This window comes from Martinezella lusitana, assembly GCF_900094565.1.
Lineage (GTDB): Bacteria > Pseudomonadota > Alphaproteobacteria > Rhizobiales > Rhizobiaceae > Rhizobium > Rhizobium lusitanum.
Map to the genome: position 1 here is coordinate 504510 of NZ_FMAF01000001.1, position 13506 is coordinate 518015.

Annotated in this window: 10 protein-coding genes; 4 read left to right on the forward strand and 6 right to left on the reverse strand. The window is 59.8% G+C overall.

Going from position 1 to position 13506, the window contains the following annotated elements:
- Nucleotides 1–18 precede the first annotated feature (18 nt).
- Entirely contained in the window at nucleotides 19–1449 is a 1431-nt protein-coding gene (locus GA0061101_RS02430; protein ID WP_092572941.1) for an FAD-binding oxidoreductase, read from the forward strand.
- Nucleotides 1450–1453: 4 nt separating this feature from the next.
- On the opposite strand, the gene phnF is transcribed toward GA0061101_RS02430, so the two are convergent.
- Nucleotides 1454–2188 (reverse strand): phosphonate metabolism transcriptional regulator PhnF, encoded by a 735-nt coding sequence (gene phnF / locus GA0061101_RS02435; RefSeq protein WP_092572942.1) that lies wholly within the window; start codon nucleotides 2186–2188, stop codon nucleotides 1454–1456.
- Between the two features lie 72 nt (nucleotides 2189–2260).
- Here phnF and GA0061101_RS02440 point away from each other — a divergent pair, with 72 nt between their 5' ends.
- Nucleotides 2261–2812 (forward strand): MOSC domain-containing protein, encoded by a 552-nt coding sequence (locus GA0061101_RS02440; protein WP_092572943.1) that lies wholly within the window; start codon nucleotides 2261–2263, stop codon nucleotides 2810–2812.
- Between the two features lie 78 nt (nucleotides 2813–2890).
- Here the strand turns inward: GA0061101_RS02440 and GA0061101_RS02445 are convergent, their stop codons facing one another.
- Both GA0061101_RS02445 and GA0061101_RS02450 read right to left on the reverse strand, forming a co-directional pair.
- On the reverse strand, nucleotides 2891–5878 hold the full coding sequence (locus GA0061101_RS02445; RefSeq protein WP_092572944.1) for a DNA translocase FtsK: 2988 nt from the start codon (nucleotides 5876–5878) through the stop codon (nucleotides 2891–2893).
- A 209-nt stretch (nucleotides 5879–6087) separates the two neighbouring features.
- Nucleotides 6088–8595, reverse strand: coding sequence for a DUF1217 domain-containing protein (locus GA0061101_RS02450; RefSeq protein ID WP_092572945.1), 2508 nt, complete (start codon nucleotides 8593–8595; stop codon nucleotides 6088–6090).
- Between the two features lie 327 nt (nucleotides 8596–8922).
- Between GA0061101_RS02450 and GA0061101_RS02455 the strand changes: the two genes are divergently transcribed.
- Entirely contained in the window at nucleotides 8923–9489 is a 567-nt protein-coding gene (locus tag GA0061101_RS02455) for a DUF6101 family protein (RefSeq protein ID WP_037198541.1), read from the forward strand.
- A 120-nt stretch (nucleotides 9490–9609) separates the two neighbouring features.
- On the opposite strand, the gene ubiA is transcribed toward GA0061101_RS02455, so the two are convergent.
- Nucleotides 9610–10572: a 4-hydroxybenzoate octaprenyltransferase gene (gene ubiA / locus GA0061101_RS02460; RefSeq protein WP_092572946.1), complete on the reverse strand. Its 963-nt coding sequence runs from the start codon at nucleotides 10570–10572 to the stop codon at nucleotides 9610–9612.
- Nucleotides 10573–10636: 64 nt separating this feature from the next.
- The gene (locus GA0061101_RS02465; protein ID WP_425349987.1) at nucleotides 10637–11428 is read right to left on the reverse strand and encodes a MipA/OmpV family protein; all 792 of its coding nucleotides are present in this window, start codon (nucleotides 11426–11428) and stop codon (nucleotides 10637–10639) included.
- A gap of 289 nt (nucleotides 11429–11717) precedes the next feature.
- Here GA0061101_RS02465 and GA0061101_RS02470 point away from each other — a divergent pair, with 289 nt between their 5' ends.
- Nucleotides 11718–12149, forward strand: a complete 432-nt coding sequence (locus tag GA0061101_RS02470; protein WP_092572948.1) for a hypothetical protein — start codon at nucleotides 11718–11720, stop codon at nucleotides 12147–12149.
- A gap of 96 nt (nucleotides 12150–12245) precedes the next feature.
- Here GA0061101_RS02470 and GA0061101_RS02475 read toward each other — a convergent pair whose 3' ends face one another.
- Nucleotides 12246–13505: a cyclopropane fatty acid synthase gene (locus tag GA0061101_RS02475; protein WP_037198537.1), complete on the reverse strand. Its 1260-nt coding sequence runs from the start codon at nucleotides 13503–13505 to the stop codon at nucleotides 12246–12248.
- Nucleotide 13506: the final 1 nt, after the last annotated feature.

A 13506-nucleotide genomic window follows, 5' to 3' on the forward strand; every position in this document is an offset into this window, starting at 1 on the left:
ATCGGCAAAGGACACACCATGAGCAGCTTCGCCCCCTCCTCCGCCCTTCTCGACCGCTTCACCGCCATCGTGGGCGAAAAGCATGCGACCCGTGACCCCGTGGAGATCGCACCGCATCTGGTGGAAAACCGCGGCCTCTACCACGGCGCATCGCCGATGCTGCTGAAGCCCGGCTCCGTGGAAGAAGTATCAGCGATCCTCAAGCTCGCCAGCGAGACCGGCACGGCCATCGTGCCGCAGACCGGCAATACCGGCCTTGTCGGCGGCCAGACGCCGCGCGAGGGCGGCTCCGACATCATCCTGTCGCTCGAGCGCATGAATCGCATCCGCGATATCGATCCGGTCGGCAATACGATGATCGTCGATGGCGGCTGCATCCTGGCGGATGTGCATAAGGCAGCGGCCGAACATGGCCGCATGTTTCCGCTGTCGCTCGGCTCGGAAGGTTCCTGCCGCATCGCCGGCAACCTCTCCACCAATGCCGGCGGCACGGCCGTTCTCGCCTATGGCAATATGCGCCAACTCTGCCTCGGCCTCGAAGTTGTGTTGCCCACTGGCGAGATCTGGAACGGGCTGCGCCGCCTGAAGAAGGACAATACCGGCTACGATCTGCGCGATCTGTTCATCGGCGCCGAAGGCACGCTGGGCGTCATCACCGGCGCAGTGCTGAAGCTCTTCCCGCAGCCGCTCGGCCATCAGGTCGCCTTTGCCGGCCTGCAATCGGTCGATGAGGCGCTGACCCTGTTCAAGAACGCTTCGAGCCTCTGCGGCACGGCGCTGACCGGTTTCGAGCTGATGCCGCGCATCGGTATCGAATTCACTGCCCGGCACATCCCCGGCGTCCGCGATCCGCTGGAGACAGCGTATCCCTGGTACGTGCTGATCGATATCTCCACCTCGGACTCAGCCGAAACCGCAGAGCGGATGATGACGACGCTGTTGGAGCAAGGCTACGAGGCCGGCCTGATCCAGGATGCAACGATCGCCAGCTCCGAAGCACAGCAGAAGGCCATCTGGCACATGCGGGAAAGCATGTCGGATGCACAGAAGCCGGAAGGCGGCTCGATCAAGCATGACGTTTCCGTGCCGGTGGCGCAGGTTCCGCAATTCATGGCCGAGGCGGAAAAGGCGGTTATCGCGGCCCTGCCCGGCGCTCGCATCTGCGCCTTCGGCCATATGGGCGACGGCAATATTCACTACAACATCTCGCAGCCCGTGGGCGCCGATAAGGAAGAATTCATCGGCCGCTGGCACGAGATGAACAAGATCGTGCACGGGCTGGTGCTGCAGCATGGCGGCTCTATCTCCGCCGAGCATGGTATCGGCCAGCTGAAACGCGACGAACTGGCTTCGATCCGCTCGGATATCGAGATGGACCTGATGCGCCGGATCAAGATGGCGTTCGACCCGGCTGGGATCATGAATCCGGGGAAGGTCCTCAGGCCCTGAGATTTTAGACTGTCACAACGACCCGCTCGGAAGCGAAACAGCCGATTTGGCACGAAATGACCGTGCCGTCGGCATCGACGTCTTCGCCGGCATAGGCAAGAACCGGTGTCAGACGCGATTGCTGTAGAAGGCGCGCCTCGGCCTCGGTCGGCATACGCGCCGTGATGTCGGTGGAGCGGCGCCAATAGTCCGTCACACCGTAATCCTTCAGCGCCGCTGTAAACGAGCCCGTTGCGGCGAACTTTTCCGTCAGGCCGGGAAAGCGCATCGCGGAGCAACTTCGGATGACAACCGAGACAGGAAGTTCGTCGGCATAGGCAACCACGCGCATTTCCAGCACCATTTCGCCCGGCTGCAGATTGAGCCTCGTCGCGATATTGGCATTGGCTGGAATTTCGCTGGTCGAAAGAACTTTGCGGGTGAGGTTTGCCTCCGTCGCGGTCAGATCCTTGCTGAACCTCACCTTGTCACCCAGTTTGAAGCGGACGGGCATATCGGCGCGGACATAAGCGCCGCTTCCGCGCGCCACGCGCAGCAGCCCCTCCCCCTCCAACTCGGCGATCGCGCGCCGCATCGTCACCCGCGAAACACCGAATTGTTCCGACAAAGCGCGCTCGCTCGGCAGGCGGCTACCCGGAGCGTGCCTGCCTCTGTCGATGGCGGCTCGCAGCTCGGTGGCCACGGCCACCCAACCACCAACGGTTTTTACGCCGTCACCCTGCCGATTTTTCTCATCCATCACAATTCCGTCGCCTTGAAATTGGTATACACCAATTTATAGAGATCTGGATCGTTTATGGAAGGGTTCGGCATGAGCGGCAAGCGCATATATGTAACCTCAGTCAGCAGCAGCAATGTGCACGGGTTCAGCAAGCAGAACCGGACTCACATCCAGCTGCTGACGGGCCTCGGCGTGGAAGGCGACGCGCATATGGGGGTCACGGTGAAGCATCGCTCGCGCGTCGCAGTCGATCCGACGCAGCCCAATCTGCGCCAGGTGCATCTCATCCACGAAGAGCTGTTCGACGAACTTACCGAAAAGGGATTTTCCGTCGCTCCGGGCGACATGGGCGAGAACATTGCGACCAGAGGCATCGACCTGCTTTCGCTGCCGCAGGGAACGCGTCTGCATATAGGCGAAGAAGCGATCGTCGAGGTGACGGGTCTGCGAAACCCCTGCAAGCAGATAGACGATTTCCAGAGGGGCCTGCTGCATGCCGTGCTCGATCGCGATGCCGAGGGCGGCCTGGTCCGCAAGGCGGGCATCATGGGCATCGTATCGCAGGGTGGCCGGGTGCAGTGTGACGATACCATCCGGGTCGAGCTGCCGCCCTTGCCGCACATCAAGCTCGAGCGCGTCTGACAAAACAAAAGCGGCCTTCCATTCGAAAGGCCGCTTCCCAGTTAAGTTTGGATTACACCTGGCTGGGTGCCTTCCGGATCAATCGAAATCTTCCTGGCTCGCATTATTCGCCGGCACTCCCTGCCCCCCGCCATTGCGGTTGCCCGAGATGATCTCGCGCTTGCCCACATGGTTGGCGGGACCGACGAGGCCGTCCTTCTCCATGCGTTCGACGAGCGAGGCCGCGCGGTTATAGCCGATGCCGAGGCGCCGCTGGATGTAGGAGGTCGAGCACTTCTTGTCGCGCATGACGACTTTGATCGCCTGTTCGTAGAGGTCGTCGCCGTCTTCGGAGGCGATGGCGCCCTTGTCGAAAACCGCGGTATCCTCTTCGTCGTCTTCCTCGTCCTCGTCGGCGGTGACCGTGTCGAGATATTCCGGCCGGCCCTGCAGCTTCAGGTGGGCTACGACCTTTTCGACTTCCTCATCCGAGACGAAAGGACCGTGAACACGGGAGATACGGCCGCCACCGGCCATATGCAGCATGTCGCCCTGGCCAAGGAGCTGTTCGGCGCCCTGCTCGCCGAGGATGGTGCGGCTGTCGATCTTCGACGTCACCTGAAAGGAGATACGCGTCGGGAAGTTTGCCTTGATCGTGCCGGTGATGACGTCGACCGAAGGACGCTGCGTCGCCATGATCAGGTGAATACCGGCAGCGCGCGCCATCTGTGCCAGACGCTGGATCGCGCCTTCGATTTCCTTGCCGGCGACCATCATCAGGTCGGCCATTTCGTCGACGATGACGACGATATAGGGCATTGGCGTCAGGTCCATCTCCTGGCTTTCCTCGATCGGGGCGCCGGTGCCCTTGTCGAAGCCGGTCTGGACCATGACGTGGATCGTCTCGCCCTTTTCCTTGGCGGAGGCGACGCGGCTGTTGTAGCCGTCGATATTGCGCACGCCGAGACGCGACATCTTCCTGTAGCGATCCTCCATCTCGCGCACCGCCCATTTCAGCGCCATCACGGCCTTCTTGGGATCGGTGACGACGGGGGTCAGGAGGTGCGGGATGCCGTCGTAAACCGACAGTTCCAGCATCTTCGGATCGACCATGATCAGGCGGCACTGTTCCGGCGACATGCGATAGAGCAGCGACAGGATCATCGTATTGATGGCGACCGACTTGCCGGAGCCGGTGGTGCCGGCGACGAGCAGATGCGGCATCTTCGCCAGTTCGGCGATGACGGGTTCGCCGCCGATCGTCTTGCCGAGGCCGAGCGCCAGCTTGTAGCCGCTCTTTTCGAAATCCGGGGATTCGATCATCTCGCGGAAATAGACGGTCTCGCGGGTGACGTTCGGCAGTTCGATGCCGATGACGTTGCGGCCGGGGACCACAGCGACGCGGGCTGATAATGCGGACATTGAGCGGGCGATGTCATCGGCAAGATTGATGACCCGCGAGGATTTGACGCCGGGTGCCGGCTCGAATTCGTAGAGCGTGACGACGGGGCCGGGGCGAACGTGGATGATCTCGCCCTTGACGCCGAAGTCTTCCAGCACGCTTTCCAGCAGGCCGGCATTCTGCTCCAGCGTTTCCTGGGTCATGATCACGCCGGATCGAACCGCAGGCTCCTGCAGCAGCTCGCGCGGGGGGAACTCATATTCTCCCTCGCCGCTTTGGGCGATCGGGCGCCACTCGGGCGGCGTCAGCGATGCGGGTCGACGTGGCGTAATCCGCGACGGCGGCGCATCGATCAGCCGCTGGGCAGCGGCTTCGACGGCGGGAACGGTCGGTGTTGCCTTGGCAATCGGCCCGGCAGGTGCAGGTGCTGCGACCTTGGCCGGCATAGGTGCCACGACCATTACCGGGGCCGGACGAGATTCGGCAACCGGAGCGGCCTCAGCGCCGTAGACGGCCGTTACGAAAGCAGGCGGTACGAATACCTCCGGCTGGGCTACGACTTGCGGCTCGACAACGGCAGGTGCGGCAATCTCGGATGCCTCTTCTACGACCGGCGCCAGAACGGCAGCTTCCCAAGCCGCCAGTTCGTCCATGGCCGGCGTACTGACTGTTGCCGTCGAGAGGCTTGGAACAGCTTCGGCCAACACAGCAGCTTCAACGGCAAAAGCCGCTTCGACAGTCCGCTGAATCTCCGCAACCGCAGCCGGCCGGCGGCATTCCACGATGCGGAACTTCGCGACGATCGATTCGGCTTCAACCTTAAGCTCGGGAATCATCACCGGCTGGGTCGGCGCGCCCCTGATGGCGGAGACGAATTCGCCGTCGAAGGGCATCGCGTCCCAGAAAGCGAAATCGGAGAGATGAGCGAGCCGCGACTCGACCACAGGCGCGGCAACGGATTCGGAAACATTCAACGATACTGGGGAAGCGTCCAGCGCGGTCGCCGGAGCCTTCGAAAATGCGGTAGCGATAACGGTCATCTCCAATGCGTCCGGCTCGGTTGCCGGAGATTTCTGAATTACTGATGGCATGTAGCTCTCCACCGCAAAAGGCATGTCCTCAAGCAGCGGCAGATGGAACTCGGCGGGCTGCGCCGGCTGCGGCGCAGCGAGGGTGGCCGGTGCCTCGATGACGGGCGGTTCCATGACCCGCATCGCGGCATGAGTGGAGACCGGCGGCGCGATTTCAGCCGGCGGCTCGGCGGGCGGGCGACGGCTGATGATCTCGTTTTCCCGCGTGCGGGTGAACCGAACGTTCGGACCCATCAGAAAAGCGTTCTGCCAGCCGGGCGAGGCAAGATCCTCCGCCGAAATTCCATGCGGCAGGACGGTCATCACCGGATCCTTCTCCGCGGGCTTCGCCTGCAAAGCCTCGACGACCGGTTTCGGTACGGCGGCCGTCCGCTGCCTTGCCTCTTCGGCACGCCGCAATTCCTCGGCGCGGCGATGCTCCTCGGCCTTGCGCTTGGCTTCGCGGGCGTTGCGAATCTTCTCTTCCAGGAATGCACGGCGGGCAGCAATCTGCTCGATCCGACGCGCCTCCTCGGCGGCCTGTTCCGGGTCGAGTTCGCCCTCCGGCTGGACGCCTTGTGACGCATTCGAAAGTGTCGTTCGGGAAAGACGCATGAGACCTGCAACCCAGTCATTGATATTGCCGATGGCTTCTCAAATCGAATAGGGCAAGGATGGTTAATAAGTTCCTTCTGACCGCTGCTGAAAGCACGTATTCCTGCTGTCTGTGCCGCCCGAACAACATCGAAAATTCCGCGCAAATAGGCGCACTTGCCGCGCGGAAACGCGGCGGGAATGCAGATCGGATTTTTTTGCGGGGTTCGTTACTTGGACGAGGACAGCTGCGCGATCGACAGCAGCGTGTCGGCGCTGATGCCGACGCCCGATGAAGAGCTCGTCAGAATCGACAGGGCCGGCGACGTGGACGACGCGGTATTGTTCTCCAGGTCATACATGGCAGAGAATCGCTGCAGCAGCTTATTGACCTTGTCCGGATCCTGAAGATCGGAAACGTTAACGAACTTGCTCAGCATATTGGCCTGGGTAGTGACATCCATCGAAGAGATCGAGCTCGGCAAGCTGTAGGTGGTGGTTATGACCTGGTAGAGCGCGGTATCGCCCATGATGTCGTAAATCGAATTGATACTCGGCGCCTTGCGCTGGAAGTAGAGCGCCAGGCGCACACCAGCGTTGGTTTGTCCTTCCTGATCCTCGAGCGTCTGATGCAGGTAGAGATCGTTCGTCTGGGCGAGAGCGCCCCCATTCTGTGCGGTGCCGAGCTTGCTGTCCGTCAGGTTCCCGCTCGTATCGAAATTGAACGCCTCGACGATGCTCTTGAACTTGGCACCATCAGCGGTGTTGATAAAGCTCTTGGAGTCGGACGGATCGGAGGCGAAAGCCTTCTTCAGCGTCGCCGTGTCGACGGTTTTCGGATCGATGCCGTTGGCGGTCAGGATGAAATTTGTGAGCTTGCTGTCGGCAAGCAGACCGGTGACGCTGGTGACATTGACGATGTTGGTCGCGAAATAGGTGCCGGCAGTCTTGGCGTCATTGGTCGCCTTGGTCAGCAGGGCGCCCGTCAATCCTGCCGTGGAGCGGCTGGAATATTCGGAAATATAGCTGTTCGTCTGCGTTTGCGACAGGGACTGGACCGGAGGCTTCAGATTGCCCGCGCTATCGAAATTGAAGGCCTTGGCAAGCGCCGTAAAGCGCGAATCCTTAAGCGAGCTGACATAGCTCTTGGAATCGTAGGGATCGCTTTCGAGGATCTTGGTCAGCTGGGTCTTCGTGACCTCGTTCGAACCGATGCCATAGGCGCGCAGAGCCATCTGGTAGAGTTCGGGCATGCTGTCGTTGGACGTGCTGCTATCGGCGGTATTGCTCGTGAAGAAATCCTTGATGGTCTTCACGTTGGCGATGCGGTTCTTGTAGTTGTTGACCGCATCGGTCGTCAGGTTCGACTGCGAAGACCGATAGTTCGTCATATAGGCGGTCGAGGCAGCATCGATCGCGCTTTGGGACTGGGCCGTATCGCCAGAAGCAAGCGTGCCGTCCGATTGGAAATTGAACGCGGCGACGACATCCGTCAGGCCGAAGATGGAAGCGGTCGTCGGATCGGAAAAGGCATTTTTGAAGACGATGGCGGGTGTGCTCGCATCGACGCCGTAGGCCGTCTTGATAAAGTCGAAGAGGCGGGTGTCCGACGTCAACTGGTCGACTGACGTGATAGAGCCGATATGGTCCTTATAGTACAGAGCGTTGTCGGCCGCGCCGACACTGGTGGTGTACGAGGGCACGCCGGAGTTATAGGCGCTCATGACATCGGCCTGCTGGCCGAGGGTCTGCGGCCCCCCAGGGTAATTCGTCGTATAGGCCGTGGTCGTGGCGCTCACCTGAGCCGATGTCTGCGCCTGCGAGCCGGAAGCGACCGTCCCATTGCTTTGGAAATTGAATTCGGCCATGACGCTGGTCAGCCCGTTCGAGCTCGCAACGCCCGCATCTTTGGCCGAGGCATTGAACTGGTCGGCGGTGATATAGACCGGGATATCGAAGGCTGTTTTGACGTACTGGAACAGCCGCGGATTGGACGTCAGCTGATCGACCGATGTGACATTGCCGATATTGGCCTCGTAATAGGCATTGTCGCTGTCGGCCGTGGATGTCTTGACCGTGCCATCCGCGTTGAAATTGAACTCCGCTGCGAGAGCCTTGTCGGCGGCGCCGCCGTTCTGATTGACGTAGCTGTTTGGATCGCTGGTATCGCTCGTCAGCATCTGCTTCAGGATCGAATTCGATGCGTAAGTCGGATCGATGCCGTAGGCCTGCAGGACGTAGTTCCTCAGGCGCGTGTTGCCGAGCAGGTCATCGACAGACTTAACCGAGCTGATGTTCTGGCTGTAGTAACTCGTTTCCGTCGCGGCAGCCGTCGCCTCATTCGTATATGATTGCTGATAAAGCCCGATCAGATCGTCTTCCTGCTTGCTGGATTGCGCCGTGTTCGTGCTGCCCGTACCGAAATTGAACGCCGCGGCAAATTCCTTGTAGCGCGGATCGGTCAATTTATTGGCGAAACTGGTGGAATCGCTGAGGTCGCTGGTCAGCACCTGTTTCATAAAGGCCTTGGCGTATGTCATGTCGGAGAGCCCGTAGGCCTCCATTGCATAACTGTACAGCTGATAGTTATTCACGAAGTCATCGACGTTCTTTACTTTGCCGATATTGGCATTGTAATAGTCGATCAGGCGCTTATTCTGAGACTGTGATGCCACCTGATTGAGCGACGCTGACATATCTCTGGTTGCAACCGTATAACCAAGATAAGTGGAAATCATCAGCAAAATCCCAATAGATCTCTAATATAAGCTCGTACAAGCCCGCGAATCTGGAAGCATTTTCCCACACAAACCTTACCTGAGACTTACAACACCTCATCCTTTGCGTGTACCGCGATGGAGCAGCCGCCGTGCCGTGCATTCACTTTATGGAAACCCTGATGCATTCGATTTCGCTAACCATTTGAGGACGCAAAGTTTTCTTAACCGCAATTTTTAAGCTGTCTGGAAGGGACCGCGCCTAATCTGCCCAACAACGAGAGGACAAAAGTTCTCCGAGAGAAGACCGGAAAACCGGCTCTCAGGTAAAGCAAGGGTAGAGAATCGATGACAAATACCGTCCTGAAGCCCGACTGGGCTGGAACCACACTGCGGCTTGATCCGACGCGCTTTCCGCAACAGGTCAGCTATGCCATGCGGGGTGCCGAGGGTGACGTTACCATCACGATCGATGAGCGCGGCGCCGTGCTGCGCAAGATCCTGCCGTCCAGCGGCCTGCCGCTGTCCGTCGCCCTGCCAAAACGCGCTTTCATGGGTGTCGCCGCTCGCGCCATCGACCATGGTGACGGCGAAGTCACCGTTACGCTTGAACTGCATCACTCCGATCCGGACCTCTGCATCCCCCTCCTTGTTGCCCACGATCTCAGCGACATCGCTGCCGATTGGCGCTCCTGGTCGGAAGCCTTCCGTATCCCGATGCTGATGATTGAGGCCGATGGCGTTGCCCGTCCGTTGGAAGAGCATCTGGGCAGTGTCCGCGCGCTGGACAGCCAACCGCGTCGACGTCATTCCTATTTCGCCGATCGCCGCCCGCGCTTCCTCGTGCGCCGCTCGACCGGCAAGCTCGGCATCAAGATGAAGATCGAAGGCCGCGAGATCATTGCGCGGCACTGAGCTGTCAGGATTAAGTTCCGACATTACCAAAGATCGGCCGTGGGATGTGCAATCCTGCGGCTGACAGATTTTATGGCCTCAGCAAACGCTCATCGCCAGCCATGCTCGATGGTTACATGCTCACGGAACAAGAAGCAGGAACGACAGGAAGAGCCCGGCAAAGACAATCAGGCCAACCCGGTTGTTGGATAGGAACAGGGCTCGGCACTGATCGCCATCTTTGATGTCAAGCACGGCGATCTGATAGGCGAACATACCGCCCGCGACGATCAGGCCGACATAGGAAAGCCAGCCGGCTCCGGCCAGGGCGAAGGCGATCAGCATCAGAAGCACTGTCGCGCCGTAGAGGCCGATCAGCCAAAGGCGCGTCTGGTCGCCGAAGAGCCGCGCGGTCGAGCGGACGCCGATCAGCTCGTCGTCTTCCTTGTCCTGATGCGCATAAATCGTGTCGTAGCCGATCGTCCAGAGGATGGCGGCGGCGTAAAGCACGATCGGAGCAAGCGACAGGCTGCCGAAAAGGCCGGCCCAGCCCATCAAAGCACCCCAGGAAAAGGCAAGACCCAGGAAGAACTGCGGCCAGTCGGTGAAGCGCTTTGCGAAAGGATAGAGCGCGACGATCGCAAGCGACAGCACGCCGAGAAGGACGGCAAACCAATTGAACTGCAAAAGCACCAGAAGGCCGGCCAGAGCCTGGAGCGCGATGAAGACCTTGGTCTGAAAGCGTGTTACGCGGCCAGACGGCAGTGGGCGCGAGCGCGTGCGCGCGACCTTCATGTCGATCCCGTGATCGACCAGATCATTATAGGCGCAGCCGGCGCCGCGCATGGCGACCGCACCGACGAAATACAGGAACAGGTGATAGATCACCACAAAACCCGGCGAACCATGCCCCATGGAAATGGAGGCATTGGCGGCAAGTGCCACCGACCAGAAGCACGGCCACATCAGAAGCTGCCAGCCGATCGGCCTGTCCCAGCGCGCAAGCTGCGCATAGGGCCAAAGCACCGGCGGCAGAACGCGGTAAACCCAGTTTCCGGATGGCGCGTCAGCGACGCGCCCGTTGATGTCGCCTGTCTTTTGCATAGGCGATTAGTAGTGATATCCGACGCTGAAGGTCAAGCGGCGGAGCCTAAGCCCCGCTCATTTCTCAGTTCATCGTGAAGTTGAACTTGTAGCTGGCGGAGACGCCGATCAGCAGCTGATTGCGGTCGCCACGCTCGCGCACGAGGCTGCTGTCACCGGCCGGGCCGGTAAGACGCGTATATTCCAGGAAAGTGCTGGTTGTCCAATTCTCGGACGGCTTCCATGTCAATGCGCCACCGGCACCGACGGATTTCACGCCGCCGCCCGGGTTGTAACGGCTGAGGCCGGAGGCGGCCGCCTCCCGCGCGTTGACGCCGTAATAGGTGTTGAAATAATCGTTGGAGGCGAGCGTCATGCGCGGGCCGCCGGACAGGCGCAGTTCCGGAGTGATATCGGTGAAGGCGTCGACGGCGGCATCGGCAACGAGGCCGCTATGGGCGCGAATGCCCTGGCGGACTTCGACGCGGGCACGTAGCCAGTCGGTCGGATAGGCCTCGGCAAAACCGCCGGCCTCAACGCCCCACTTGACCTTCTTCAGGCCCCTCAGCTCACGACCGTCGCTGCTGTCCCGGCTCGGCACGAACTTGCCGACGATACCGACTCGGAAGGCGTCACTCTCGATCAGAGCAAAGGACGGATTGTCGTCGCGCGAGGAGAAACGCGGACCCGGGCCCTGCTTGCCGACGGAGATCAACGGCGACCACTGCAGCTTGTTGTGCTTGCTGCCTTCGAATTTCGGCGCCGAGAAACCGGCCGCACCGACGCTTAGGTACCAGTTACCCGACCAGAAATGCTGGCCGTCTCCGGCCGAAGCCGCACCGGCTGAGGCAGCGAACAAGCCGAACGTGAAAAGCAGACGCGATTTCGTAAACACAATGCAACTCCATAATACGCAATACAAAGGGCCATACACGCGGCCCTAGAGTTGCCTCAAACTATTCGGATCGCGTTACCGCTCTCTTAACCACGCGCGGTCGAATTCGGGACCGACGGCAAAATTCTCGATGAGACTTGCGCTGGTCTCCGGCTTGCGCCGATCTGTCGCAGCGATTTAATTTCGGCATGCGCTACTCAATCCAAGGTAATGGCGCGACGCCAGAATTTGAGCAGTGACCTGCTCATATGAAGGTTGAACAAGAGGCAAAATGAAAACCAAATCTTGGATTTATCTCGGTGCGTTTCTCAGCATCGGCTTGATGCTTTCCGGCTGTGTCAGCGCACCGATCGGGGGCGCCAAGCAAGATCAATATTCGCACAGAGTCATTTCGGGCAAGAAGACCGCGCTCGGAATGGCTTCGTCGGTGAAGCGGGACTGCACCTTCAACTCCTACCCCTATACGGCGGTGGTCAAGCAGCCCAGCTATGGCAAAGTCACATTCGAACATGGCACGGTTCACGTCAAATACGACAAGGATAGCGATGCCTATATCTGCAGCGGCAAGCCCATTGAAGGTACTACGATATACTACACGTCCGATCCCGGTTTCGTCGGCACCGATCAATTCACCCTGCGGGTGACCGTATTGTACGGAAGTAAAGTCAGCGACGAGAATCTGACCGTCAAAGTGGTCAAATAGCATTCATATCCTCGCTACCTGCCGGGACTGAATGCTAAAGCGCCGGACTTTGGAAATCCAAAATCCGGCGCAACCATTCAAAACAATGGCGAAGGTTTAGAACACTATCTTCTCCAGCGGCGCCCGTGTCGCCTCGAACTCCCTCAGCTTCGCCTCGCGCTCGCCAATATAGTTGCGGTTGTCGGGAACGGCGAACTGGTTCTTGGCAATCTGGATCTGCATGATGAAGAGCTCGTCCCAGCGGAAGCCCATTTCCGAGCCGGCCAGATAGAATTCCCACATGCGGAAGAAATTCTCGTCGTAGAGTGCCACGGCTTCCGCCTTTCGCGCGACGAAGCGCTGGCGCCAGTGCCGCAGCGTATGCGCATAGTGCATCGGCAGGATTTCGACATCCTTGACCAGAAGCCCGGCCTTTTCCAGCGGCGGCAAGGTCTCGCCGACCGAAGGGATATAACCCCCCGGGAAGATATACTTTTCGATAAAGGCATTGGTGGCAAAGCTCGGCTTCGGACGGGCAATGGAATGCAGCACCATCACACCGTTGTCGTCGAGCAGTTCCGAAACCTTCTTGAAGAACCTGCGATAGGCGCCGATGCCGACATGTTCGAACATGCCGACAGAGACGATGCGGTCGAACTTCCGGCCCGCCATGTAACGGTAGTCCTGCAGCTCGAAACGGACGCGGTCGGACAATCCGCGCTTGGCGGCGCGTTCACGGGAGACCTTGAGCTGCTCTTCGCTGAGCGTGATGCCGGTAAAATCGAGGCCGGGATTGGCTTCGGCGAGATACATGCCCATGCCACCCCAGCCGGAGCCGATCTCCAAAACACGCTGGCCGGGCTCAACCAGCAGCTTGGCGGCGATATGGCGCTTTTTGGCCACCTGCGCTTCGTCCAGGCTGATGCCAGGCGGCACGAAATAAGCGCAGGAATATTGCCAATCATCGTCGAGGAAGAGATCGAACAGCTTGGCCGAAAGATCGTAGTGATGCGCGACATTGTATTTGTTGCGATTGATCGGCGACCGGCTCTTGAGCTGCTGCCAGACGATGCGCCCCATCAGGAGGGCCGCCATGCGCAGATCGAAGATTTCGTTGGTGGTGTTCTGCTTCACCAGAGAGAGGAATTCATAGATATCCCCCTGCTCGAGAATGAAGCGCCCTTCCATATACATTTCGCCGAGCTTCAAGGTCGGATCGCGCGCGATCGCGTCCTCCGCCTGCTGGTCGGCGAGGCGGATGGCGACCATTTCGCCGGACCCATCGCCGATCATGTGCGTCTCGCCGGACGCGAGCGTAAGTTTCAGCGAGCCTTTACGGACAAGTTTCGTAACAAGAGAGAAGAGTGCCGACGCCATG

Bases quoted from the DNA above. Each gene is read 5' to 3' on its own strand.
- GA0061101_RS02445 (WP_092572944.1), bottom strand. From the start codon at position 5,878: ATGCGTCTTTCCCGAACGACACTTTCGAATGCGTCACAAGGCGTCCAG.
- phnF (WP_092572942.1), bottom strand. From the start codon at position 2,188: ATGGATGAGAAAAATCGGCAGGGTGACGGCGTAAAAACCGTTGGTGGT.
- GA0061101_RS02440 (WP_092572943.1), top strand. From the start codon at position 2,261: ATGAGCGGCAAGCGCATATATGTAACCTCAGTCAGCAGCAGCAATGTG.
- GA0061101_RS02470 (WP_092572948.1), top strand. From the start codon at position 11,718: ATGAAAACCAAATCTTGGATTTATCTCGGTGCGTTTCTCAGCATCGGC.
- GA0061101_RS02430 (WP_092572941.1), top strand. From the start codon at position 19: ATGAGCAGCTTCGCCCCCTCCTCCGCCCTTCTCGACCGCTTCACCGCC.
- GA0061101_RS02475 (WP_037198537.1), bottom strand. From the start codon at position 13,505: ATGGCGTCGGCACTCTTCTCTCTTGTTACGAAACTTGTCCGTAAAGGC.
- GA0061101_RS02455 (WP_037198541.1), top strand. From the start codon at position 8,923: ATGACAAATACCGTCCTGAAGCCCGACTGGGCTGGAACCACACTGCGG.
- ubiA (WP_092572946.1), bottom strand. From the start codon at position 10,572: ATGCAAAAGACAGGCGACATCAACGGGCGCGTCGCTGACGCGCCATCC.
- GA0061101_RS02450 (WP_092572945.1), bottom strand. From the start codon at position 8,595: ATGATTTCCACTTATCTTGGTTATACGGTTGCAACCAGAGATATGTCA.